Below are 24,765 nucleotides of genomic sequence, written 5' to 3'. Positions count from 1 at the left end.
CATGTCCGAACCGACACTTTCGCGCCGAAACGTTCCCGCCGCGGCACTGATCCACCGGCGGGTACCGGAGGGGACCGGGATCGTTCACCTGGGCCTCGGCAACTTCCACCGCGCACACCAGGCGGTGTACACCGCGCTCGCGATGGAACGGGAACCCGGACCGTGGGGCATTCTCGGTGTGGCGAGCCGCTCGAGCACCGTCGCCGATGCGATGAACGCGCAGGACCTCTTGTACAGCGTCGTCGAGATCTCGCCGGACGGTGCTCGTGTGAGCGTCCCGGGTTCACATACCGGAACGCTGGTGGCCGAGCAGGACCCGGAGTCCGTCGTCCGCGCGATCGCGGACCCGGCGACGAAGATCGTCACGATCACGGTGACCGAACACGGGTACACGGTGTCACCCGAGACCGGGTCCCTCGACCTCGATTCCGACGTCGTTCGCCGCGACCTCGGCGAGGTGCGGACGCCCCGCACCACGATCGGGCAGATCGCCCGCGGACTGGCCCTGCGGGCGAGCACACACGGCGCCCCGGTCACGATCCTCAGCTGCGACAACCTGCTGTCCAACGGGCGTCAGACCGAAAGACTCGTCCGCGAGTTCGTCGGCACGTTCGCCCCGACTCTGCGCGACGACCTGCTGTCCTGGATGGACTCGTCCGTGACGTTCCCCAACTCCATGGTGGACCGGATCGTGCCGTCCGGCTCGGACCGCTACAACGAGACGGCACGGGCACACCTCGGCGTGCGCGACACGATCGCCGTCCCCGCGGAGCAGTTCACGATGTGGGTCATGGAGGAGCGGTTCGCCGCCGGCCGCCCCGTGTGGGAGCACGGTGGCGCGCTGTTCACCGACGACGTCGAGCCGTACGAGCTGATGAAGGTCCGACTGCTCAACGGGACACATTCGCTCATCGCCTACCTCGGCGCACTCGACGGGCGCGCCACCATCCCCGAGTCCGTTGCGCAACCGTTCGTCGAGGCCGCAGCGCGGCGGATCCTCTGCGACGAGTACCTGCCGACGGTCACCGTTCCCGCATCGGTGGACACGGACGACTACATCCGGCAGCTGTTCTCGCGTTGGTCCAATACCGCTCTGGGACATCGCACCTCGCAGGTCGGATCCGACGGATCGGTCAAACTGACGCAGCGCATCCCGATCCCCGCGCTCGAACACCTCGGCCGCGGTACGGTCCCGCAGTACCTTTCTCTGACGGTGGCGGCATACCTCTGCTGCATCGCCCCGCCGCCCGGGTTCGATCCCGGCCCCCACGCACGATCCATGACCGACCCCGCTCGACCGCGCCTGGCAGGAATGGCCGACAACGCCGCGTCCACTACCGAATTCGTTCGCTCCGTCTTCGTCGACGGAGGTCTGTTTCCCAGCACTCTCGCTTCGCACACCGACTTCGTCTCGCGGATCGCCGACTTCGTCGACATCATCGTCCGTCACGGGCCGGCAGTCGCCGCCGGCGAAGCATCCGACCCGGTCCCGGACCTCGGGACGATCACGTCGCTGCGGTCCAGCGCGACCATCTGACTCCCTCACCCCTTGCCCGGACTATTCCGGGACCACCAATGGAGGAATCCATGGACACTACACTCGACCCCACGGTGAACCCGAAAACTCCCGGCCGCGGTGGCGGTACACCCCAGACAGACCCGTCCGCGGTCCGCCGGGCGGCGTGGGCGGGGCTCATCGGCACCACGCTCGAGCAGTACGACTTCGTCATCTACGGCACCGCTTCGGCGCTGATCTTCAACACCCTGTTCTTCCCGAACATCTCGCCCGCGGCGGGCATCCTCGCGAGCTTCAGCGCCTACGCCGTCGGGTTTCTCGCCCGGCCGCTCGGCGGCCTGTTCTTCTCGCGGTACGGAGAGCGTCTCGGCCGCAAGTGGGTGCTCGTCGCGACGCTGATGCTGATGGGCGGCGCGACACTGGGTATCGGCCTGCTGCCCACTTACAGTCAGGTCGGGCTGCTCGCACCCGCGCTCCTCGTCGCATGCCGATTCTTCCAGGGGTTCGGAGCGGGAGCCGAACAGTCCGGCGGTGCAACCCTTCTGACGGAGACGGCACAGATAGGCAGGCGAGGTAGGCTCGCCGCCCTGGTGATGACGGGAGCCGCACTGGGCACGGCGCTCGGCGCAGTCGCGTGGATCGCCGCGCAGCTCCTGCCGGAAGAGCAGCTCATGTCCTGGGGCTGGCGTCTCGTCTTCATCAGCAGTCTGTTCGTCACGGTCGCCGCGTTCGTCATTCGTCGCAAGCTCAACGAGAGCCCGGTGTTCCAGGAACTCAAGGAGCAGCACCAGGTTCCGAAGACGCCGGTGAAGGAGATCTTCGCGAACGGCAAGAAGCCGCTGTTCATCGTCATGTTCATGACGATCGGCATCAGCGCGCAGTCGTACACGTACCAGGTGTTCATGGCGTCGTACCTCAAGAACGACGTGCACGTCGACCCCACGTTCATTCCCAAGGTGCTGCTGGTCGGGGCCATCTGCGGCGGCATCGCGGCATACGGGTTCGGGCGTCTGTCCGACCGGGTGGGCCGCAAGCCGGTCTACATCTCGATCGTGATCGCCCTGATCATCCTGCCGGTGCCGACCTTCCTGGCCCTGAACACCGGCTCACACCTGCTGATCACGATGGCGATGATCGTCGGCTTCATCCTGGCCTGCCAGGGCGCCGTCGGCGTCACCATGAGCTACTTCCCGGAAATCTTCGGCTCCCGCTACCGCTACGCCGGCGTCACTCTCGGCCGTGAATTCGCCTCGATCTTCGGGGGCGGTGTCGCACCACTGATCTGCGCGGCCCTCGTCACGGCCTTCTCCGGCTCGTGGATCCCCGTGGCCGTCTACATGATCGTGATGGCCGTGACCGTTCTGATCGCCTCGACGATGGCACCGGAAACCCGCGACCGCGACCTCACGCTGGCCGCCAACTCCACCGACCGGGAGGTGACGGCGGCATGATCGCCCCCGTCATCGCGGTGCTGCGCGCCGCGCACGCCGACCGGTATGCCCCCGTGGTGACCGTCCTCGCCGAGAACGGGGTGCGCGCCGTCGAGCTGACGATGAGCACGCCCGGCACCCTCGAGTCCCTGAGCAGCATCCGGCGCACCGCACCCGACGGCGTCGAGATCGGGGTCGGGACGGTCACCACCGTCGACCAGGCCCGCGCCGCCCTCGACGTGGGTGCCGACTTCCTCGTGACGCCGACGACCAACCTCGACGTCATCGCCACGGCCGTCCGTGCCGGAGTTCCGATCTACCCCGGCGGATTCACCCCGACCGAACTGTGGAACGGATGGGACGCGGGTGCGACTGCCGTGAAGCTGTTCCCGGCGTCGGTAGTCGGGCCGGAGTACATCGGGCACCTGCGCGGCCCCTTCCCCGACATCCAGGTGGTTCCCTCGGGTGGGGTGGGCATCGAGGACGTCCCCGCGTGGTTCGCGGCCGGAGCGGCGGCGGTCAGCCTCGGCGGACCGCTGATCGGGGACGCACTCCGCGGCGGCGACCTCGGGCAGCTGGCCGAACGATGCCGGCGCCTCGGCGACGTCGTCGCCGAACTGGAGGTCTCGTGATGACGGTGCTGACATTCGGCGAGACGATGGCCCTCACCAGGGCGGTGGACACCGGACCGCTCGCCCACACCGCCACGCTCCACCTGGGAATCGGCGGCGCCGAATCGAACTTCGCGATCGCGCTGCGGCGACTCGGCGTCGACGTCACCTGGATCGGGCGCGTCGGCCAGGACAGTTTGGGTGACCTGATCGAACGGGAACTCCGGGCCGAGGGAATCACCGCCGACGTCATCCGCGATCCGGATGCTCCGACCGGACTGATGGTGAAGGAGCGGCGAACCGCCACCGCCACCCGCGTCTGGTATTACCGGACCGGCAGCGCGGGGTCGCGGCTCACGATGTCGGACATCGCGGACGACCACCTCGAGTCGGCGTCCCTGCTGCACGTCACCGGCATCACCCCTGCCCTGTCCGACACCGCCAGGAAGACCACCCTGCACTGCGTCGAACGGGCGCGCGCACTGGGCATTCCGGTGTCGTTCGATCTCAACTATCGCCGCGCGCTGTGGTCGCCGGACGACGCGGCCCCCGTCTTCCGTGAGCTGATCGCGTTGTCGGACATCGTCTTCGCAGGTGAGGACGAGGCTGCGATCGCGGTGGGCGAGGGCACCCCCGCCGAACTCGTCGCCCGAGTCCGCGACCTCGGACCACGCGAAAGCATCCTGAAGCTGGGCGACCAGGGATGCCTCGCGATGGTCGACGGAGAGACGTACTCCCTGCCCGCGGTGCCGGTGAGCGTGGTCGACTCCGTCGGGGCCGGAGACGGTTTCGTCGCCGGCTACCTCGCGGAACGACTGGCCGGTGAGGCACCCGCCGACCGCCTGAGAACCGCTGTGACGGTCGGGGCGTTCGCGTGCACCGTGTCCGGCGACTGGGAGGGCATGCCGCGCCGGGACGAACTCGGGCTCCTCACCACCGCGGAACCCGTCACCAGATGACAGGCTCCGACCTCCGACAGAACTGGACTTCACCGATGAACACCAGCCCGACCGCCGCTTCACACGCCACCGAGGTTCCTACGCACGCGCAGGCGGTCGTCGCCCACGGTGCGCAGGACCTGCGCGTGGAGGAGGTGCCGATCGCCGCACCGAAACCGGACGAAGCGGTGATCCGCATAGCCTATGGCGGGATCTGCGGATCCGACCTCCACTACTGGCAGCACGGCGCCGCCGGCGAATCGATCCTTCGCGCACCGATGCGGCTCGGACACGAGGCGTCGGGAACCGTCCTGATCGGCGCGAAAGACGGAACCGGTCCCGGCGCAGGCACCCCCGTCACCATCCATCCCGCGACCCCCGGCGGCGACAGCGCGAAATATCCGGCCGATCGCCCCAACATCTCGCCCGGATGCACGTACCTGGGCAGCGCGGCACATTTCCCGCACGCGGACGGGTTGTTCGTCAGCCACGTCGCCGTCCCGACCCGCATGCTCCGGGTCCTTCCCGACGGTCTCGATCTTCGTCTGGCGTCACTGGCCGAGCCGGCGAGCGTGGCGTGGCACGCGGTCGCGCGGGCAGGGGAGGTGAAGGACCGGTCGGTCCTCGTCATCGGTGCCGGACCCATCGGCGCGCTCGTCGTGGCAGTGCTGAAGCGGGCGGGCGCCGGGAAGATCACCGCGGTGGACATGCACGAGTACCCGCTGAGGATCGCGCGTGCCGTGGGTGCGGACGCGACGCTCACCGCCGCCGATGCCGACGCAGTCGCGGCGGTGGAAGCGGACGTCACCATCGAATGCTCCGGCAACCATCGCGGTCTGGCATCGGCGATCCACGGGACGGCCCGCGGTGGCCGCGTCGTGATGGTCGGTCTGCTTCCCTCGGGGGATCAGCCGGTACCCGTGTCGATCGCGATCACCAGGGAACTCGATCTGGTCGGCTCGTTCCGGTTCAACGACGAGATCGACGAGGTGGTGGCCGCCCTCGCCGACGGCTCCCTCGCGGTGGATCCGATCGTCACGGCGGAGTACGACGTCGCCGATGCGCTCACCGCCTTCGCGTCAGCCAGGGATGCGTCCTCGTCGAGCAAGGTGCTCTTGCGGTTCTGATCCGGGGATCGTCGCCCCGGCCTCGTCTGCGGGACACGGCTGTCGCATGATGGTCTCGACGCACCCCCGAGGTCAGGAGAGCAAGCTGATGAAGGAATTCACCGCCTGGATCGCTCGCGAGAACGAGGGCGCCATCGGCCTCTCCCAGGAGACGGTCGACGAGTCGTTCCTGCCGCAGGGCGAGGTCACCATCCAGGTCGAGTACTCCAGCGTGAACTTCAAGGACGCCCTGGCGCTGACACCGAAGGGTGGAGTGGTCCGCGAGTACCCCATCGTGCCCGGCATCGACGTGGCAGGCACGGTCGTCGAGTCGCAGTCCCCGGAGTTCTCCGTCGGTGACACGGTCGTCGCGCACGGTTACGACATCGGCACCGCCCGTCACGGCGGGTACGCGCAGTTCGCCCGCGTCCCGGCCGACTGGGTGGTGAAACTCGACGGCATGTCCACCCGCACCGCTGCCGCGATCGGGACCGCCGGTTTCACGGCCGCGATGAGCGTGGAGGCGCTGCTGTCCCGCGGAGTCGAGCCGGGCAACGGTCCGGTGCTCGTGACCGGTGCGAGTGGCGGCGTCGGCACCGTCGCCGTCGACCTGCTGTCCGCGGCGGGCTTCGAGGTCGTCGCGTCGAGCGGAAAGCCGGAGAAGGCGGAACTGCTCACCGAACTGGGCGCAAGCAAGGTGATCGGCCGCCTCCCGGAGCCCGACACGAAACCGCGTCCGCTCGGCAAGGCCCAGTGGGCCGCCGCCGTCGACTGCGTCGGCGGCGCCACCCTCGCCCACGTGCTCAGCACCATCGAGTACGGGGGCGCGGTCGCGGCGAGTGGGCTGACCGGCGGACCGAAGTTGGAGACCACGGTCCTGCCGTTCATCCTGCGCGGGGTCAGCCTGCTCGGCATCGATTCGGTGCAGTACCCGATCGAGCAGCGCCGCCGCCTGTGGGGCCGTCTGGCGTCCGACCTCGCGCCGTCCCGGCTCGAGTCGATCACCCACGAGGTTACGATCGCCGACGTCGTCTCGGTGATCGACCAGGTGCGCGCAGGCACCTACTCCGGCCGGGCCGTCGTGGGCGTCGCCCCTGTGAGTACTTATTAACGTCCCGCGGTTAATAAGTACTCACGGGTGCCGGAGGAGCACAATCCAGGCACGGGAGTCGGCCGGGTCGATCACGTCGTCGAGTTCGAAGATCGTCGCCGCGTTCAAGGCCTTCCCGTGCTGGTAGGCGGCGTCGACGAGTTGCGCGAACGCGGTGTCGCGCTCGGCGGGGTCGTCGATGGCCTCGAGTTCCTTCCGGAATCCGAGCCGCACCGCGCCCTCCAGCCCCATGGCCCCGATCTCGCCGGTCGGCCAGGCAACCGTGAACTCGGACGCGTGGAAGGAGCCGCCCGCCATGGCCATCGCGCCGAGGCCGTACCCCTTGCGCAGGATGATGGTCCCGTACGGCACGGTCATTCGCGCGCCCGCGACGAACAGCTTGCCGAACCGGCGAACCGTGGCCTCCTTCTCCGAGTCGGGGCCGACCATGAATCCCGGTGTGTCGCACAGCGAGACGACGGGCAGACCGAACGATTCGCACAGCTCCAGGAAGCGGGCCATCTTGTCTGCCGCGACCGCGTCGATCGCGCCGCCGAGGTGGTGGCTGCTGTTCGCGACCAGCCCGTACGGCGCCCCTTCCACCCGGATCAGCGCGGTGACGATGCCGACGCCGTGGTCGCGGCGTAGTTCGAGGACAGAGCCGACATCGGCGATGGATTCCACGGCATTGCGAACGTCGTAGGCGCGCAACCGGTTCTCCGGGACGACGTGGCGTGCGAGCCGCTCGTCGGGGGCCTCCCAGTCGGGGAGTGCGCCCTGGAAGTACGACAGGTACTTCCTGGCCAGTTCGACGGCGTGCGCCTCGTCGCGGGCGAGCAGATCGATGACGCCGTTGCGCCGCTGCACGTCGACGGGCCCGATGTCCTCCGGCCGGTACACACCCAGTCCGCCGCCCTCCACCATCGCCGGGCCGCCCATGCCGATGTTCGCGTCGGGGGTGGCGATGAGGACGTCGCAGACTCCGGCGAGGGCGGCGTTCCCCGCGAAGCAGCGCCCGGAGACCACTGACACCAGCGGAACTTTCCCGTTCAAGGCCGCCAGCGACCGGAAGGTGTTCAGGTCCAACCCTGCTGCCGGGCCGGCATCGGTGTCGCCCGGCCGTCCGCCGCCGCCCTCGGCGAACAAGACCACCGGAACCTGCTTGCGGCCGGCGAGTTCGATCACCCGGTCAGTCTTCGCGTGGTTCCGCATGCCCTGGGTTCCGGCGAGCACCGTGTAGTCGTACGACAGCACGACCGCCTGGGCGTCGCGCGAACCGAACACGTCACTGTTGACGGTGGCGAGCCCGGCGACGAGACCGTCGGCGGGGGTGTTCTCGATCAGGTCCTGCTCGGATCGGCGGCTGCGCTGCGCGGCCAGGACGAGCGGTCCGTATTCGACGAAGCTGCCGGGGTCGACCAGATCGTCGATGTTGGCGCGTGCGCTGCGCCTCCCGAGTTTCGTGCGTTTCGCGATCGCGGTGGGCCGGGCGGCGTCGAGGGTCACCTCGTGCCGCTGCCGGATCTCCGCCAGGTCCGCGCGCTCACGATCCAGATCGGTTGCGCTGTCGGCGACGTCGCCGGCCTCCGATCCCGTGCGGCGGATCACGACCAGCGGGTCGCCGGCGTTGACGTTCTGCCCGGGCGACACGAGATTCCGCTCGACCACCGCACCGGCGGGCGCGGCGATCACGTGCTGCATCTTCATGGCCTCGAGCACCACGAGCTGGGCACCCGACTCCACCGTTGCACCTTCGCCGGCCGACTCCACGACGGTCCCGGCCATGTGGGCGCGCAGCACGTCCTCACCCGCCCGCAACTCGAGTGTTTCCGACGCCACCTCCGCCGGTTGTTGCACCTGGGCGGCGTCGACGAGCGCGCTCATCCGCTCGGCGAGATGATCGGTGCCGACTACGCCGTCGGCGAAGCCGGGATCCGCCAGAATCGCCCGGAGGAAGGCGATATTGGTGGGGACGCCCTCGACGACGAACTCGGCGAGCGCCGCATCCGCCTTGCGCACCGCGGCCGAGAACGACGGGCCCCGCGAATGCACGATCACCTTCGCGAGGAGCGAGTCGTACCGCGGGCTCGGCGACAGTCCGGGCCGGCCGTAGGTGTCGACGCGCACACCCGGTCCCGTCGGCGGCGAGAAGACGGACAAGGTGCCCGCGGCGGGAACGGCCTGACCGTCGGGGCGCATCGTCTCCATGTTGACGCGGGCCTGGACGGCGATTCCGCGCGCGGCAGCGGGGGTGCCCGACGTGTCGAGCCCCACGGCGCTGACGCCCTCGGGCAGCGACAGATCCCCGTAGTCCGCACCCCGGGCGATGTCGATCTGCGCGGCGACGAGGTCGATCCCCGTCACCTCCTCGGTGACCGTGTGCTCCACCTGGATTCGGGGATTGACCTCCAGAAACACGAAGCCGTCCCTGGACACCAGGAATTCGACGGTGGCGAGTCCCCGGTACCCGACACTGGCGCACAGCCGGGCCGCGGCCTCGTGCAGTTCGCTGCGCAGTCCCGGGTCGAGCCTCTGCGCGGGGGCGATCTCGACGAGTTTCTGGTGGCGGCGCTGCACGCTGCAGTCGCGGTCACCGACGGCCAGGGCCCGCGTCACGCCCGCCTGAGGTGCCGCCACCACCTGCACCTCGATGTGCCGGGCGCCGTCGAGGAGTGCCTCGGCGAACAGTGCGGGGTTGCCGAATCCGAGTTGCGCCTCGGACGCGCACAGCCGGTACTCCTCCTCGATCCGGTCCGAGCTGCGGACGGCACGGATGCCGCGACCGCCGCCGCCCGCGAGCGCCTTGATCATGATGCCGCCCGGGTGTTCCGCGAAGAACGCGCGGACGCCGTCCAGGTCGGTGGGACCGTTGGTCGCGGCGAGCACCGGCACCTTCGCGGCCACCGCGGCCTCACGCGCCGACGACTTGTCGCCGAAGATGTCGAGCACGTCGGGGCTCGGACCCACGAAGGCCAGTCCGGCCTCGGCGCAGGCGCGTGCGAAAGCGGCGTTCTCGCTGAGGAATCCGTATCCGGGATGCACTGCCGTGGCACCGAACTCGGCAGCCGCGTCGAGAATGGCCCGAGGATCCAGGTAGGCGGACGGGCCGGAACCGCGGAGCGCGACCGCTTCGGTTGCCGCGCGCACGTGGGGGCTGTCCGCGTCGTCCTCCGCGTAGACGGCGACGGTGTCGACCGACATCTCCTCGGCGGTGCGGATGATGCGGAGCGCGATCTCGCCACGATTGGCGACCAGCAGGGTCACTTGTACTCCTCGGCCAGGGCGAACAGGTCGGCCTTGCGGACCTTCCCGGTCGCCGTCATGGGTAGTGCGTCGATCACCTCGACGGTGGGCACCTTGTACGTGGCCATGTTCCGGGCGGCCCACTCCCTCAGTTCCTCGCCCGAGACCTCACGGTCGGGCAGGAGCTGAACGAACGCGAACGGCACCTGGCCTTTGCCCGGATCGGGCTTCGGCACCACCGCGGCCGACTGGATGTCGGGGTGCAGCATGAGCAGTGCCTCGACCTCGGACGGGAACACGCTCATTCCGTTCGTCTTGATCATCTCCTTGTTGCGCGCCAGATAGTGCAGTGCGCCCTTATCGTTCAGCTTGCCGACGTCGCCGGTCTGGAGCCATCCGTCGCGGAGCGCGGCAGCGGTGGCATCGGGTTTGCCGTAGTAACCGGTGAGCAGCGACGGACTGCGCACGACGATCTGTCCGGCTTGCCCCACCGGCACGGGCGCCCCGGCCTCGTCGACGATCAGCACGTCGGTGCCCGGAACCGGGAGTCCGCAGAACACGGGTTCGCTGAGCAGGTCTTCGTCGTCGGTCTGGAAACCGAGCGTGATGGTGTCGGCGGTGTGCGTCTCCGTCATCCCGTAGCTGGCCTCCCGCAGCACGTGCCCAGTGGCGTCGCGCCAGCGGCCGCGAATCGCGGGGTCGAGCTTGAGCACGAACGACACGGCCATCGCGTTGTCCAGCGTGGAGAAATCACGTTCGGTGAAGCCGGGCAAATCCATCAGCTCGACATAGTTGTCGACCGTCCCGACCATCGACGTCACCCCACGACTGTCGACGAGCGTCGCCGCGGCGTCCGGGTCCCAGCGGTTGAGGAGCACCACGGTGCCGCCGTTGATCAGCGGATACAGGATGCCGAAGTCCTCGCCGGCGATCCAGAAGATGGGCAGGAACCCGAGGACCACCGGGGGAGCCTCGCCCACCTGCCTGCCGCCGGCCAGTGTCGCGGTGGCTGCGGTGTAGACCATGTGCGCCTGGGTGTGTTTGCAGCCCTTCGGCATCCCGGTGGTGCCTCCGGTGTAGTTCAGTGCCGCCAACGCGTCGGGGTCCATCGGAACAGTCTCGGCGCGTGCGCAGTTCATGATCTCCGCCCAGTCGGTGGGTGCGGAGGTGAGGGGGAACGGCGGTGCGACGCTGGGTTCGGCGGGCAGCAGGTCCGACAGGGCGGTGATCGCGACGTGCCGCAACGCCGTCTGGTCGCGCACGGATTCGACCATGGCCGCGAACGAATCCTGCGTCAGCAGGACCTCCACGCCGGCGTCGTCGAGTTCGTACGCGAGTTCGTGCTCCCGGAACAGCGGATTGATCGGGACGTGGACGGCGCCGATCTTCAGGATCCCGAGCATCGCCACATGGAACTGCGGACAGTTGGTGAGATGGACTCCGACGCGGTCACCGGCGGACGCGCCCCGCTGCAGAAGCCAGCCGGCGAAGCGGTCGGAGAGTTCGTCGAGTTCGGCGTAGGTGATCGCACGACCGTAGAAGTCGATCGCGACAGTCTGCGGTCGTGCCGTCGCCCAGTGCCGCAGGTAGTCGATCACGGTGCGGCCCTCGATCGGGTACTCGACTGTCCGCGGTACCTGCGGTGGCCACGCGGCGTCCTGGAGTTCGCGTATCTCGGCGAGGGCCGATTCCAGGGCCGTGAGGTCACTCGAAGGCGAAGTGGGCATACCGAACTCCCGATTCTGTGCGGATTGTCGTTGTCAGGCGAAGCCGATGAGTCTTTCGGAGATGGCGGTCAGGTCGGCGGTGTACCGGCGCTGTTCACGGGCCGTCGCGTCGATCAGCCGGGCGGCGCCCGCGAGCTGGGCGTCGGCGAGGGTCTGCGCGATGCGGGCGGGCGGCGCGCACGGCGTGACGTCGCACGTGGCGATGATGCGCTCGATGAACCGGGTGTAGCGGCGGATGAGCCGGGTCTGCACGGTGGTCCAGCTTCGGCCGACCTCGGGGTCGAGCCGGGCGCGATGCCTGATCAGTTCGAGGACGCGTCCGTTGGCGTACACGGCTTCCACGAACGCTTTCGTGGTGGTGCGCAGCACCTCTCGCAGGTCCTCGCTCGCCGGTCCTTCCACGTGCTGCGACTCGAGGAATTCCTCGCACACGTCGGCGGCGACGGCGTGGAACACCTCGTCCTTCGACGAGAAGTAGGCGTAGAACGTTGCCCGCGACACTTCGGCCCGGGTGGTGATCACCTCGACGGTCGTCCGGTCGTAGCCGAGTTCGGCGAAGCAGGCGCTCGCGGCGCGGAGGAGTTCGCGGCGGCGGGGACCGTCGTTGTCTTTCCGCGCCGACCGCGCCCGCTCCTGAGCCTCGCTTGTGGTCACGGTCACAGTATGTGTTGATATTGACGTCAATGTCAATCACTGCGTGTCATCTGCTCGAGTCGGAGCGGGAGCGCGCTGTGGCGCCGCACGAACAGGCTGGGGACCCACCGTGGCTCGGCGTCGGCGGCGAGGGAGAAGCTGTCGGTGCGCGCGAGCAATGCGGTGGTCGCGGCGAGCGCTTCCATGCGGGCGAGCGCCGATCCGACACAGAAGTGGACGCCCTTGCCGAATGCGAGATGCGAACGGATGTGCGGCCGGTCGAGCACTATCTCGTCCGGACGCTCGAACACGGCCGGATCCCGGTTGGCCGCACCCCACAGCAGGAGTAGATGGCTACCGGCGGGCAGTTCGACGCCGCCGAGCGTGGTGTCGGCAAGCACGTGCCGGTGATGCCCGCGGAACGGGGACTCGAGACGAAGTGCCTCGTCGAGGAACGCGTCGACGAGTGCGGGTTGTTGCCGGAGCCGGGACTGCAGTCCGGGGCGGGTGGCGAGGAGGCGTGCGGCGCCCCCGATCAGCCCCGCGGTCGATTCGCCGCCGGCGCCGACCAGCTGGACCAGAACGAGTGTCGCCACGTCCTCGTACAGTTCACCGGCATTGCATGCGTGCGCGAGGACGCCCAGGAGATCCTCGCGTGGGTCGGTCCTCGCGCGCACGAGTTCGGCCCGTAGATAGCCGGCCAGTTCGGCCGCGGAGGTGCCGAGGGGGCCGAGGCGATCCGCGGCGACGACCCCGCCGAGCATCTCCGTGCTGTCGTAGGCCCACGTCAGTAGCTGGGGTACGTCCGACTCGGGCAGGCCGATGAGATGCGCGACCATCGCCAGTGGCAGCCGGTCCGCCATCGCGGACGCCCAATCGATCTGCCCGTCGCGGAGGCCCTCGTCCCACAGCGTGTCGACGAGCGAGTGCACGGTCGGGGTCAGCGCGCGGATGCGGCGGCCGAGCGTCGTCAGCACGAGTGTGCGGTGGTGCAGGTGCGCCGGGTCGTCGGCGGTGGCCAAGACGTGCACGGCCTGACCGCCGCCGTCCAGGTCGAACGTCGCGGGCGGTCCCGACGGCTGCTGCACCAGCGCACCGGTGAGGTTCGACGAGAAGACGTCGGTGCGGTTCGCTGCCTCGGTCACGAGATCCCACGTCGACACCAGAAAGAAGTCGGTGCCGGCGACCCGGTGGACGGGGGAGTGTTCGCGGAGTGTTCGGTAGAGCTCGTTCGGTTCGTCGAGATGGACGGGATCGAAGATGTCGATTCCGTGGGTCGGCGAGTGGGCCATCGAGGACTCCTTGTTGACGAGAACCTGTTACAGATGATCACAGTTCGCGCCGAAGGAGGGTGCTGTCAAGGGTGGCCGGAAGACTGCGACACCGCTGTTCAACGGCAAATACTTCGGCTTCTCAGCGCGAGTCGATCGGGAACCATCGAGCCTGATCACGAACCCAATTGGGAAAACATGTTCTAGAATTTCTTGTGTACGCGTCTCATGGTGAGACACAGTGACAACGACGTTTCGGACGGCGGCGCGGATGGAACACGCGGATTGGTTGACCGGCGGCAACCGGCGGGTGCTTGCCGTCGAGAGGATTCACGCCGCCGCGGCCGACCTCATCCGCGAGCGGGGCATCGACGGCGTGGGTGTCGACGAGGTCGCCGCGCGGGCAGGGTGCTCGCGCGCGACGTTCTATCGCTACGTCGGCGGCAAGCGGGCGCTCGTCGACGCCGTGATGTCCCGCGCCGCCAGAGCCGTGGCGGACCACGTCGAGCAGTCGCTGGAACCGTTCGAGAACTCGGAGCGGATCGTCGAGGCGATACTCGCGTCGGTGACCGCGATCCGCGCCGAGCCGACGCTGGCCCGGTGGTTCACCGGGTCACGGTCGAGAAGTACGGACGAGTACCTGGCCCGCGCACCCGAACTCGGCCGGGTGGCGATCTCGCTCACCCGCATCGCGCCCGACGAGGAGGCGGCGGGGTGGATCGTGCGCGTCGTCCTGTCGCTGTTGACCTGGCCATTGGGCGACGCGGCCGCCGAGCGTCACGCCGTCGAACGCTTCGTGGAGCCGGTCTTCAGGATTCGCGACTCTCCGTAGCCGAGCGGGTGGGCTCGAGCACGAACAGCCGGAACTCGCGTCCACCGGACCGTCGATGCTCCATGAGGTAGCCGGGCCAGTAGTCGACCACCAGCTTCCAGAGATTCTCGCGTTCGTCCCCGGTGATCATCCGGACGCTCATCCGGGATTCGTGCGACCCGGCCTTCACCTGGGCTTCGTCCGCCGCACGCAGATTGACCGACCACGTCGGATGCTCGGGACGTCCCCAATTCGAGCCGGTGACGATGTACCCGTCCCCGTAGGGAATGCATAGAAGGGCCGTCGTGCGAGGGGTGCCGCTCTTGCGTCCCGGTACCGTCACCTGCACGGACTGCAGTCCGGCTATGCCGATCAGGCTCACCCGGTTGCCGGTCCACCCGCGCAGGTGCGACTCCAGCCAGATGATGATCGGCGCCATCCGCATCACCCATTCGCGGGTGCCGAGCCAGCGCGCGAGTATGCGGAGGGGGTTGCGGAGCCCCCGCGGTCGGGAGGGTGTGGTGGGGGCAGAGTTCATAGTCGCCATCTTCCCTCAGATGACCGACCGGGGCCGACCGCGATGAGTTTTGCGTACCGCCCGGGTCTACCTGTTCGGGTCTCACCGACAAGACCTCGATTTCAAGCCTTGACCCAAACAATGGTTGAGGTTGCAGGATCGGTCAGTAGCACTTCGAGCCACTCGACAGGGAGAAATGAACATGTCCAGCACTGGAACCACGATTTCTGCAACCACGACCTCACGGATCAACCCGATGACGCTCGAACTGAGCCGCCCGTGGGCGATCGCCGCGACGACGATCGGCGCGCTCGTCCCCAACCTGGTGATCTGGCTGCTGGGATTGGCTGCCGGCGGTTCGTTCGAGATGACTGATGCCGGCAAGACCAGCAGCGTGGCGCCCGGCGGCGTCGTCATGCTGACGGTCATTCCGATACTGATCGGAATGACACTGGCCGCGCTGATCTCGCTGAAATGGGTGGCCGTCATCCGGCCGGCCGAAGTGATCGGCGCCCTGCTGCCGCTCGCGACGATCGCCCTGACCATTCAGGCCGACTTCGACACCGCCAGCACCATCGCGCTCTCGGTCATGCACGTGGTGATCGCCGTGGCGGTCGTCGCGGGCCTGGAAGCGATGCGGCGACCGCTGGTTCGCGCTGCGAACGTCTAGGGGGTGCTGTTCACCGGCGCATGAGCCTCGATGGTGAGTGCGATGTGCTCTACGATCCGCTTCTGCGAGATCTTCGGGCTGCCGGTGAGCCAGCGCTGGTACAGAAAGGCGATCGCCCCGAACAGGGCAATCGCGTTCAGCTGGGTGTTGACGGCGTCGCGGGGTGCGCCGTCGACACCCAGCATTGTCAGTGCCGCCGTCATGGGAGTCGTGAACTCGGTGACGAGTTGTTCGCCGCGCTGGGCCAATTCCGGCACGGATTGCGACTCGACGAACATGACGCGTCCCCGCCGCCGGTCCTGGGCGATGTAGCCGGTGAACGCCTTCACGACGTGGCGGACGAGTTCACCCGGATCGGCAGGGCCCGTCTCGAGAGCCCCGACCAGGGTGTCCCTCGCGCCCAGGACGACGTGGTCGAGGAGTGCGACGAGCAGCGCCTCGCGATTGTCGAAACTCTCGTAGAAGTAGCGCTCGGTGAGGCCCGCCTGGCGGCAGGTCGCGCGCATCGTCGTCGCTGCCGTTCCCTCGGTTCCCATGATCTGTAGGCCGGCTTCGATCAGTGCCGCACGCCTCGCGGCGCGGCGGTCGGCCGGCTCCCGGCCACGCCATTTGCGCGGCGCTCCACGAGGGTTCTCGCTGTCGGTCATGCCGTCATCGTCTCATCGATCCCGGTAACGATCGGGGTGCCCGCGCGACGGGGAGTTTTCCGCCGACATCGGCCCGCGTCGCTTCGGCGTCGCAGTGCGGCGACTGCTCGACAACCTGGCGTCTCGCGGCGTCTTGAAGTGATCGCACCGGTTCACGATCTGCGAGCAGTGCGACGCACCGCTCGCCAGGCGTCCAGTGAACGCTCACTGCCCACGCACATTGGCTTCGCGTCATTGGTTTCGACCGACGTAGGTGATGCTGATCGCGGTCAAGTATTCGCCGGCGCCGAGGGTACGGGTGGCGTCTCTCGACCGACCCCGCGACGGCGGCGCGAGAAGTAGTGGCTCACCTTCCGCCTCCATCTCGAACGCCGGGTAGATTCACAATCGAGTTGACGTTTGTGACGACGATCTCACTAGGTGCGGTGAACGCATCGCCGAGGCGCTGTCACAGGTCGAACTCACAGGCTGTGAGTGGTGTGATCGTTGAGGATGGTCGATTGAAGACACGGCGAGACGACGCGGCTATTGAACGTGAGTTGACTGCGGCGGGGTTGACGGAGGCGTACGAGATCGGTCGTGGCGGGTTCGGGGTGGTATATCGGTGTCTGCAGCCCTCGTTGGATCGCACCGTCGCGGTGAAGGTTCTCACCGGGGCTATCGACGACGAAAATAGGTCCCGGTTCTTCCGAGAGCAGCGTGCGATGGGTCGCCTGACCGGGCACCCGAACATTGTCAATGTCCTCGAAGTCGGTTCCACGGCGAGCGGCCACCCCTTCATCGTGATGCCATATCACCCCTTGGACTCGCTCGATACGTTGATTCGGCACGACGGTCCCTTGAGCCCTGATCAGGTGCTGCGACTGGGGATCAGAATCGCGGGTGCCGTGGAGACCGCCCACCGACTCGGGATTCTGCACCGCGATATCAAACCCGGCAATATCTTGCTCTCGAGCTACGGAGAACCGGCCCTCACCGACTTCGGTATCGCACACATCACCGGCGGGTTCGAGACCGCGAAGGACACGATCACGGCTTCGCCGGCGTTCACGGCTCCCGAGATCTTGAGAGGAGATCCGCCTACGCCGGCCTCGGACATCTACGGCATTGGCGCGACCCTCTTCTGTGCCTTGACCGGGCACGCGGCCTTCGAACGCCGGTCGGGTGAGCAGGTCGTGGCGCAGTTCGTCCGCATCACGAGAAATCCGGTGCCCGACCTGCGGGAACACGGAATTTCCGATGACATCGCCGCAGCGATCGAACGCGCCATGGCCCGCGATCCCCGAGACCGTCCCGGAAGCGCTGTGGAGTTCGGCGACGAGCTGCGGGCCATCCAAGCGCGCAACGACGTCGACGTAGATGAAATGGCGCTGCCAATAGAGCGGCCCGTGGCGCCGCTCGGCCGACGCGACGCCGCCTCGACAGCATCCACCGAGGAGAGCTCAGGTCACCGAACCGCGCGTCAGAGTCGCCCGGGGAACCTTCCCTTGGAGTTGACCAGCTTCATCGGCCGCCAAGACGAGCTGTCCGAGGCGAAGAACATGTTCCGCACTGCACGGCTCGTGACATTGACGGGAATCGGAGGAGTCGGGAAGACGCGCCTCGCCTTGCGAATCGCCGCTGACATGCGAAATGAGTTTCCGCACGGCGTATGGCTGGCGGAGTTCGGCGAAGTTCTGGACGAGTCGCTTCTCGTCGACGTGATCGCACGGGCACTCGGCCTGAGAATCAGTCATTCGGAGCCCATGGAAGAGATCGTCGACTTTCTGATCGATCGGAAACTGTTGATCGTGCTGGACAACTGCGAGCACGTGATTGCACCGGTCGCGCGATTCGCAGAAGCGGTGGTGCGAGCTTGCCCGGACATCTCGATCCTGACGACAACGCGCGAGCCCCTGAACATCGCCGGTGAGTCCGTCTTACGTGTGCCGCCCCTGAGCACACCTGACGCCGATCACGAACCCGCATTGATGGCATCGCCCAACTACGATGCGATCGCCCTGTTCGAGGAACGTGCCGCTACCGCGGTGCCAGGTTTCGAACTCTCCGACGACAACGTCGACACCGTGGTGCAAATCTGCCGGCAACTCGATGGCCTGCCGTTGCCCCTCGAATTGGCAGCAGCACAGTTACGGGCGATGTCGCTCGATCAGATCGCTCAGCGGCTAACCGACCGATACAAGCTTCTCACCCACGGAAGCCGGGCGGCGCCGGCCCGCCAACGCACCCTCCGTCTGTGTGTCGAGTGGAGTTACGACTTGTGCACGCCACTGGAACGGCGAATCTGGGTCAACCTCTCCACCTTCGTCGGGAACTTCGAACTTGATGCGGCGGAATTCATCTGTGAGGAAATTGGACAAGACGAACTGCTCGACGGCGTATTTTCGTTGGTCGACAAATCGGTTCTCGTCCGGCAGGAGCACGGCAGTGCGGTAGGTTTCCGAATGTTGGAGACGATCCGTGAATTCGGCCGCATGAAGGCTCGCGAGTCCGGGGACTATGCGAAACTGCGTCGTCGTCATCACGAGTGGTATCGACGACTGGTACTCGACGCCGAGCGCGACTGGATCAGTGTCCGTCAACTCGGGTGGATCGCACGACTCGGTCGGGAACAGTCGAATCTCCGCGAGGCCATGGAGTTCGCGGTACTCGAGTCTGATGAGAGAGAGCAAGGGGCTGCACTGGAGCTCGCGACGGCGCTGTTTCCATTCTGGCTTTCCCGCAACCTTCTCAGCGAGGGGCGGTTTTGGCTGGATCGCGCCTTAAGCTCATCACCGGCGCGGGCATCGAAGGATCGAGTCAAGGCCCTCTATGCCGATAGCGTGCTTGCTGGAATGCAGGGTGATTTTTCCGCGGGGTCGAACCTCATCGTCCAGGGTGAGTTGCTTGTCGCTGAAATGTCGGACCCTGTCAGCGACGCCCGCATTGCCCACGCGAATGGAATTCTCGCACTCTACAGAGGCGATGTTTCGCAGGCGGCTGAGCGACTGGAAGAGGCTCTCGAAGTCTTCAGCGCCCGGGACGAGGTCGGGGTGCGGGTGTGGATCTTGATGATGTTGGGTGTGGCTTGGGAGCTGAGTGGCAACAGCGAGAGATCGGTCGCTTGTCACCGCGAGGTTCTCGAGATCACCGAATCACGGGGAGAATCGGTGTACCGCTCGTATTCACTGTGGGGGATGGGCATTGCGGTATTTCGGCAAGGAGATGTCGTTCGCGCAGACCAGTACCTGGGAGAGTGTCTGCGGTTGTGTCGTCTGATCGACGAGCCGCTCGTAGCTGCGGTATGCCTGGAGACCGCGGCGTGGATCGCCGGTCGTCAGGAGGATTTCGACCGGGCTGCGATGCTGTTGGGTGCGGCCGATTCGTTGGGATCTGCGGTGGGAAGCTCGCCTCTTCTTTTCCATCAGCTTCGCACTTACCACACTGAATGTGAGGATTCAGCCCGCAGCAGTTTCGGCGACAAGGAATTTCGATCCCGGCGCCGTAAAGGCGCGCGGATGGGTGCGGAAGCAGCGATAACCCTTGCTCTTACCGATTCCTGAAAAGTCTTGCCCCCTGGGCGGTCGGGATCCGCCGGTTTGCGGTGCAGCGCTGCCGCCGGTATCAGCAGAATGTCTCGGGCCACCGAGGGGACCGGCGAATTACTGGCCGTACATCTCCCACGTCAGCGTCTGGTTCATCACCTTGGGGTGCTTTCGTTCGAAGAATGTCCGAGTCTCTTTCATGTGCTCGCTCATGGCATCCCGTGCGCGGTCGCTGTCCCCGTCTTCAACTGCCTCACAAATCTCGTTGTGAACCGTCGCGACGTGCTTGCGAGAGGCCTGACTGTAGACGACACCCAAGCGCGCGCCGTCGATGATCCAGTCGAGCGAGTTGAGAAAATAGGAGATGAGCGGATTCTGCGCCCCATCGGCGATCAATTCGTGGAATCTATGGTTCTCGTAGAGAAACGCATCTTCGTCGGCGATACTCGCACGCATGGCGTCGACTGATTGGCGAAGTCCGTCGACGACTCGGTCATCACCGTTCTGCGCGCAGAGGGAAGCGGCGATCGGCTCGATGTATTCACGAGTTTCCAGCACGGATCGAAAGGGGGTCTCCGAGAACTGCATCAGAAGCGCAAGCGTGCTCGCCAGGTGACGCGAGTCCGGGGATCCGACGGTAGGTCCGCCACCTCGGCCAGGGCGGATGACGATCACACCCTGCCGTTCCAGGATGCGCAGAGCCTCACGAAGTGTGCTTCTTGCGACCCCGAACATCTCGTACATTTCCGTCTCGACGGGGAGGGGGTCGCCGGACTTCAGGCCTTGTTCTTGAATCATGTGCACGATGCGCTGGGTGATCATCTCAGCACGTTTCGGCGGCATTCCGGGCGGGCGTGTCAAGGGGGTGACGTCGCGGAAGAGTGGCAGGATCTGGGTGACGGTCTCACCTGAGGCGGTGGAGCGACCGGTGCGGGTGCGACCTCCGGTCGTAGTCGACGTGGTCGCCTTTTTACCTGGCATATGTTCATCATACATTTCGCCCACAGGTACGTGCGGTTCTGCTCCGAGTCCGCCCTCGATAGTGCCGGTTTCCGATTCGGACCGGTCGAAGCTTCCCACGGCGCGCGGCACCGGTCCGCCCCGTGTACCTCCTCGAACGCGCGGCAGTATTGCCGTCTCCGAAGGTCTCGGACCGGGTCAAGCGCTCAGGGGCGGTCGCGCCCTCGACACTGTGAGGTTGCCATCGAGTCGGCAGTGCTCTTTCGAGATCGACTTCCCACCGGCCTCAGCTGAGCGATGAGGATTGACCTGAGGAGCCTCCTACTGTAAATGTAGATATGTTATAGAGTAAAAACGTGTGTCCGCGGAGTCGACCATAGTGAGCGGAGACTCCGGGGCCGATCAGATCTCGTCGGGGTAATTAGAAGGACTGACAGCGAGACCCTGTCGTGTCCGAAAGGAGTCGGCATGGGAAGTTATCGGCTGCATCCACCGCAATCGGGCCTGGCTTGGGAAGTTGCCGACGTCAAGGTGCTACAACAGAGGCTGCTCGCGGGCACTCACGCTGTGGTGACAGGTGCAGGAAGCGGCATCGGGCAGGGCATTTGTGTTCGTCTGGCCGAACTCGGTGCGGCCGTGACCGGGATCGGCCGCACCGATTCTGCGCTGCAACGCACCGCGGAGTTGGTGGCGCGCACGCAGGGAAACTTTCAATGGTTCTCGGCCGATGTTCGAGACTGCGCGCAGGTCCGATCCGTCATCTCCGAAGCGTCAGCCGAGCTCGGCATGGATCTTCTCGTCAACAACGCGGGCGGACAATTTTACGCTGCGGCGGACGAGATCTCCGACAAGGGATTTAGATCCGTGGTTGATCTGAATCTCAATGCGGTCTTCACCGTCATCTCGGAAGCCAAGCAGTTCCTCGCCCGGCGGGGCGGCAGCATCATCAATATCTCCTTGTCCGGGGTCGAGCGGGGGAGCGTGGGTCTGACACATTCGTTGGCGGCCCGCGCGGGTGTGCTGGCGATGACGAAAACCCTTGCCCTCGAGTGGGCACACCTGGGTATACGCGCCAATTGCGTGGCGCCGGGGGTTGTAATATCGGATTCGTTGCCCGGCGCGATTGCATCGGATCTGCGTGATCGCGTCGTCCCCGAATCCGTGCCGGCGGGCAGGCCCACACCGACCGCGGATGTTGCCGAACTCGTCGCGTTTCTCGCCACACCGGCGGGACGAATGATCACTGGTCAACTGTTACAGATCGACGGTGCCGCCCATCTCGGACGCGGTTTGCATATGGTCGATAATTGGCCGCCGGGGGAAGAGGGGGGCGAATGAATCGCGACGCTGACATCCTGGCCTTCGCCACCAGGTGGCGACACTGGGGCGGTGGTAGCTGGTCCGACATCTTCGTCGAGTTCGGAATCTCGCCGGAAAAGTACTTCAGGCGGCTTGCTCGCATCCTCGATAGTGTCATGGCGCGCGAGCTTCCGCTCGAGGTTCGAGTGGACCTGTGGAGGATCCGCCGGGTCCGCAGATCGGAGGGCACCTCCGTGCCCACGGGATCGACGAAGACGTCGAGGGTGGGACGAGCTTTCGACGGCCGGTTGTGGAGACACGAGAAGTATGTCGAACTCATCGCAGGGCGCTTGTGTGCTCAGCGGCCGTGACGAACGCATCCTGACTGGGCGGCGCGTCGGTGGAACAGTATGCTCGTCAAACTCTGAAATAGCGTGCGGGACAACACCCGGTTGTGTGGACAGGGAAGTCGGCACAACCGGGTGTTAATGGTCTCTCATGCCATGAGGTCGAGTACTCCCGACACTGGGCCTCCCTCGGTGATCAAACTCCACGCCCCATCCCGTCCGGCGTCGACCGCGGTCCGGGTGAGCAATTGGTCCCATTGGCCGACGGACCCGAATTCCGATCGCCATGCAAGCACAGGAAGGGTGTATCGGTGAAGCTGGTGCTCACAAGTCGTGCCGATGGCGCCGTGGACTTGATGCGCGTTTCGCACCACCGTCGAGGCGGCGTGACCGGTACATGATTTCGCTACTGCCACGGCGAAATACGTCGCAGGGGAGTGCCATCCGTCTCGCTCGACTCTCGAAACGGCAGCGTCGGCAGCTGCACGTGCGAGGGACGTCTCGGCCGCGACGCCGGTAACGAGGCGCTGCACGGCCTGAAACTTCGACAGCGGTCGGCCGAACTGCCCGCGGGTGGAGACATGTTCGATGCAGAGCTCGACGATGCGTTCCATTGCGCCGCATGCCTGGAGGACCCGGGCGAGCGCACCCCGCAAGAGGAAGGTCTCGGCCGTGCCTGTGGGTACCGGTGACCACGTCACGGTGTCGATCTCGATCTGGACTGCGTCGCGCGGCTCGCCGCCCAGATTCCGGGACGGCGTGACGTGAATGCGGTCGGCGGCGACGTCGGCCACCAGCCAGCGCGACCCGTCGTACCGAAGCGGGACCACAAAATCGGCATGGCGCCCCCACGGCACAGCGGGGGAGGTGCCGGACTCGCCCATGAGGAACGCCGTCCGGAAGCCCTCGGTCATGGGAAGTTCCGCAGTCTCGAGGAGCCAACCTGCGAGCAGGTCGTGCTCGACGACAGGGACAGGCACAGCGGCCCCGGCCGCCGCGGCCAGTAGCGCGGATACGGCGTGCCAGTTGGCGCCGCTGCCACCGTGCGACTCCGAGCCGGTGAGCCGTACCAAACCGAGCTCGTCGAGTACCTTCCACAGTGCCCCGTCGAACGCGACATTGTCCGTAGCAGCGATTTCGGGTTTCTGGTGAGCGGAGAAGACCGACTCCATCATGGCGACCAGATCGGGATCGATCAGTGTTGGCGAATTCATCAGCGTAGTCCTAGTTCGCGGGCCACGACGCCCTCGAGTATTTCGGTAGTGCCACCCCGCAAGGTGAAGCCTGGCCTCTGTAGAACGGCGCGATCGACCAGTTCTCGGTAACGACCGGCCGTCGGTTCCGCGTCGCGATCGAGGAGGAGATCGGCGTACTCGGCGATGTCGCCCTCGGTTGTCGTCCCGAGTAGCTTGACCGCAGCGGCGGCGCTGTCGGCGCGTTCGCCGCGTTGGAGAGCCCCGGCGACGGCGGAGGACATGTGGTGCAGGCCCGTGATTCGGGCAATCAAGCGACCGATTCCGCCGTCGCCGGAAGTAGGGCCGGCAGCGGCCTGCCCCGTGGTCTCGGCGAGCAGGGCGAACGTCGACAGAAATCGTTCCGGGCCACTGCGCTCGTAGGCGAGTTCGGACGTGACCTGACGCCAGCCGTCGCCGATGCCACCGAGAACCATGCTGTCCGGAACGAACACGTCATCCATCACCACCTCGTTGAAATGGTGGCTCCCCGTCATCGACACGATGGGGCGTATTTCCACCCCCTCCGAACGGAGGTCGACGATGAACTGACTCAAACCCGCATGACGGGCCGCCGAATCCTTCGGCGAGGTCCTCGCCAGCGCGAAGAAGGCGTCGGCGTGATGGGCGCCAGAGGTCCACACCTTGGTGCCCGTGACCCGCCAGCCACCGTGGACCTGCACCGCCTTCGTGCGCACACTGGCGAGATCGGATCCGGAGTCGGGTTCGCTCATTCCGATCCCGAAGAAGCACTCGGCCTTCGCGATGGCGGGTAGGTACTTGTGCTTCTGCTCCTCCGTTCCGAACCTCAGCAGCGACGGGGCGATCTGCCGGTCCGCGATCCAATGCGCCGCGACCGGTGCCCCCGCGGCGAGGAGTTCTTCGGTGACGACGAACCGCTCGGCGTGCGATCGGCCGTGGCCACCGTACTCGGTGGGGATCGTCATTCCGACCCACCCGCGGTCCGCCAGTCGCCGGGAAAACTCCGGATTCCACTCGGTCAGCCAGGTGTCCACACCGGGCATGAACACGCCCGCTTCCCTACTCTTCCGGAGGAACGTTCGGACCTCGTCCCGTAACCCGGCATTGTCGTCCGGATCGTCGACCGCCCGCGGTAACAGCCGTTTCGAATTCACGTCATTCTCCTTGGGAGCCAGTGTGCAGGTGGCAGCGGACAGGGCGGTCCGAAACGC

The 24,765-nt window shown here is 66.5% G+C and carries 20 protein-coding genes; 11 read left to right on the top strand and 9 right to left on the bottom strand.

The annotated features are described in order from the left end of the window. The first annotated feature begins 1 nt into the window (after position 1). From ACLIVD_RS32385 to ACLIVD_RS32360, 6 genes are all read left to right on the top strand, one after another. Positions 2 to 1,537 carry a mannitol dehydrogenase family protein gene (locus ACLIVD_RS32385; protein WP_491931272.1) on the top strand — a complete coding sequence of 512 codons (1,536 nt, stop codon included), beginning with the start codon at positions 2 to 4 and terminating at the stop codon, positions 1,535 to 1,537. 50 nt (positions 1,538 to 1,587) lie between these two features. Continuing rightward, entirely contained in the window at positions 1,588 to 2,967 is a 1,380-nt protein-coding gene (locus ACLIVD_RS32380; RefSeq protein WP_280781293.1) for an MFS transporter, read from the top strand. Then, on the top strand, positions 2,964 to 3,578 hold the full coding sequence (locus tag ACLIVD_RS32375; protein ID WP_283332071.1) for a bifunctional 4-hydroxy-2-oxoglutarate aldolase/2-dehydro-3-deoxy-phosphogluconate aldolase: 615 nt from the start codon (positions 2,964 to 2,966) through the stop codon (positions 3,576 to 3,578). The genes ACLIVD_RS32380 and ACLIVD_RS32375 overlap by 4 nt, the downstream gene beginning before the upstream one ends. Next, a complete protein-coding gene (locus ACLIVD_RS32370; protein ID WP_283332070.1) occupies positions 3,578 to 4,516 on the top strand; it encodes a sugar kinase in 939 nt (312 codons plus the stop codon). The genes ACLIVD_RS32375 and ACLIVD_RS32370 overlap by 1 nt, the downstream gene beginning before the upstream one ends. Positions 4,517 to 4,551: 35 nt before the next feature. After that, positions 4,552 to 5,622: an L-idonate 5-dehydrogenase gene (locus tag ACLIVD_RS32365; RefSeq protein ID WP_283332069.1), complete on the top strand. Its 1,071-nt coding sequence runs from the start codon at positions 4,552 to 4,554 to the stop codon at positions 5,620 to 5,622. Between the two features lie 88 nt (positions 5,623 to 5,710). Next, complete coding sequence (locus tag ACLIVD_RS32360) at positions 5,711 to 6,712, top strand: MDR family oxidoreductase (protein ID WP_477951175.1); 1,002 nt, start codon at positions 5,711 to 5,713, stop codon at positions 6,710 to 6,712. 21 nt (positions 6,713 to 6,733) lie between these two features. Here ACLIVD_RS32360 and ACLIVD_RS32355 read toward each other — a convergent pair whose 3' ends face one another. The 4 genes from ACLIVD_RS32355 to ACLIVD_RS32340 are packed head-to-tail and all read right to left on the bottom strand — an operon-like array spanning position 6,734 to position 13,586. Beyond that, positions 6,734 to 9,955: an acetyl-CoA carboxylase family protein gene (locus tag ACLIVD_RS32355; protein WP_491931271.1), complete on the bottom strand. Its 3,222-nt coding sequence runs from the start codon at positions 9,953 to 9,955 to the stop codon at positions 6,734 to 6,736. Further along, on the bottom strand, positions 9,952 to 11,661 hold the full coding sequence (locus tag ACLIVD_RS32350) for an AMP-binding protein (protein ID WP_491931270.1): 1,710 nt from the start codon (positions 11,659 to 11,661) through the stop codon (positions 9,952 to 9,954). The genes ACLIVD_RS32355 and ACLIVD_RS32350 overlap by 4 nt, the downstream gene beginning before the upstream one ends. Before the next feature lie 33 nt (positions 11,662 to 11,694). Further along, the gene (locus tag ACLIVD_RS32345; protein ID WP_491931269.1) at positions 11,695 to 12,321 is read right to left on the bottom strand and encodes a TetR/AcrR family transcriptional regulator; all 627 of its coding nucleotides are present in this window, start codon (positions 12,319 to 12,321) and stop codon (positions 11,695 to 11,697) included. A gap of 26 nt (positions 12,322 to 12,347) precedes the next feature. Next, positions 12,348 to 13,586, bottom strand: a complete 1,239-nt coding sequence (locus ACLIVD_RS32340) for a cytochrome P450 (protein WP_491931268.1) — start codon at positions 13,584 to 13,586, stop codon at positions 12,348 to 12,350. Positions 13,587 to 13,836: 250 nt separating this feature from the next. Between ACLIVD_RS32340 and ACLIVD_RS32335 the strand changes: the two genes are divergently transcribed. Continuing rightward, positions 13,837 to 14,397 carry a TetR/AcrR family transcriptional regulator gene (locus ACLIVD_RS32335; protein WP_491932946.1) on the top strand — a complete coding sequence of 187 codons (561 nt, stop codon included), beginning with the start codon at positions 13,837 to 13,839 and terminating at the stop codon, positions 14,395 to 14,397. On the opposite strand, the gene ACLIVD_RS32330 is transcribed toward ACLIVD_RS32335, so the two are convergent. After that, entirely contained in the window at positions 14,375 to 14,914 is a 540-nt protein-coding gene (locus ACLIVD_RS32330) for a nitroreductase family deazaflavin-dependent oxidoreductase (RefSeq protein WP_491931267.1), read from the bottom strand. The two genes, ACLIVD_RS32335 and ACLIVD_RS32330, sit on opposite strands and share 23 nt — an antisense overlap. Before the next feature lie 181 nt (positions 14,915 to 15,095). Here ACLIVD_RS32330 and ACLIVD_RS32325 point away from each other — a divergent pair, with 181 nt between their 5' ends. Beyond that, a complete protein-coding gene (locus tag ACLIVD_RS32325) occupies positions 15,096 to 15,563 on the top strand; it encodes a DUF6069 family protein (protein ID WP_491931266.1) in 468 nt (155 codons plus the stop codon). Here ACLIVD_RS32325 and ACLIVD_RS32320 read toward each other — a convergent pair. After that, entirely contained in the window at positions 15,560 to 16,210 is a 651-nt protein-coding gene (locus ACLIVD_RS32320) for a TetR/AcrR family transcriptional regulator (protein WP_283332061.1), read from the bottom strand. The genes ACLIVD_RS32325 and ACLIVD_RS32320 overlap by 4 nt on opposite strands. 500 nt (positions 16,211 to 16,710) lie before the next feature. On the opposite strand from ACLIVD_RS32320, the gene ACLIVD_RS32315 reads away from it, so the two are divergent. Then, positions 16,711 to 19,752, top strand: a complete 3,042-nt coding sequence (locus ACLIVD_RS32315; protein ID WP_491931265.1) for a protein kinase domain-containing protein — start codon at positions 16,711 to 16,713, stop codon at positions 19,750 to 19,752. A gap of 99 nt (positions 19,753 to 19,851) precedes the next feature. On the opposite strand, the gene ACLIVD_RS32310 is transcribed toward ACLIVD_RS32315, so the two are convergent. Next, positions 19,852 to 20,814: a FadR/GntR family transcriptional regulator gene (locus tag ACLIVD_RS32310; protein ID WP_283332059.1), complete on the bottom strand. Its 963-nt coding sequence runs from the start codon at positions 20,812 to 20,814 to the stop codon at positions 19,852 to 19,854. 348 nt (positions 20,815 to 21,162) lie between these two features. Here ACLIVD_RS32310 and ACLIVD_RS32305 point away from each other — a divergent pair, with 348 nt between their 5' ends. Beyond that, on the top strand, positions 21,163 to 22,032 hold the full coding sequence (locus tag ACLIVD_RS32305; protein ID WP_317569044.1) for an SDR family NAD(P)-dependent oxidoreductase: 870 nt from the start codon (positions 21,163 to 21,165) through the stop codon (positions 22,030 to 22,032). Then, entirely contained in the window at positions 22,029 to 22,364 is a 336-nt protein-coding gene (locus ACLIVD_RS32300) for a DUF3263 domain-containing protein (RefSeq protein WP_283332057.1), read from the top strand. The genes ACLIVD_RS32305 and ACLIVD_RS32300 overlap by 4 nt, the downstream gene beginning before the upstream one ends. Before the next feature lie 125 nt (positions 22,365 to 22,489). Here the strand turns inward: ACLIVD_RS32300 and ACLIVD_RS32295 are convergent, their stop codons facing one another. Continuing rightward, a complete protein-coding gene (locus ACLIVD_RS32295; protein WP_283332056.1) occupies positions 22,490 to 23,554 on the bottom strand; it encodes an acyl-CoA dehydrogenase family protein in 1,065 nt (354 codons plus the stop codon). Then, positions 23,554 to 24,708, bottom strand: a complete 1,155-nt coding sequence (locus ACLIVD_RS32290; RefSeq protein WP_491931264.1) for an acyl-CoA dehydrogenase family protein — start codon at positions 24,706 to 24,708, stop codon at positions 23,554 to 23,556. The genes ACLIVD_RS32295 and ACLIVD_RS32290 overlap by 1 nt, the downstream gene beginning before the upstream one ends. Positions 24,709 to 24,765 lie beyond the last annotated feature (57 nt).

This window comes from Rhodococcus sp. G6(2025), from assembly GCF_058628105.1.
Note: the sequence above shows the minus strand (reverse complement) of the source record. Positions and strands in the feature narration are given on the sequence as shown.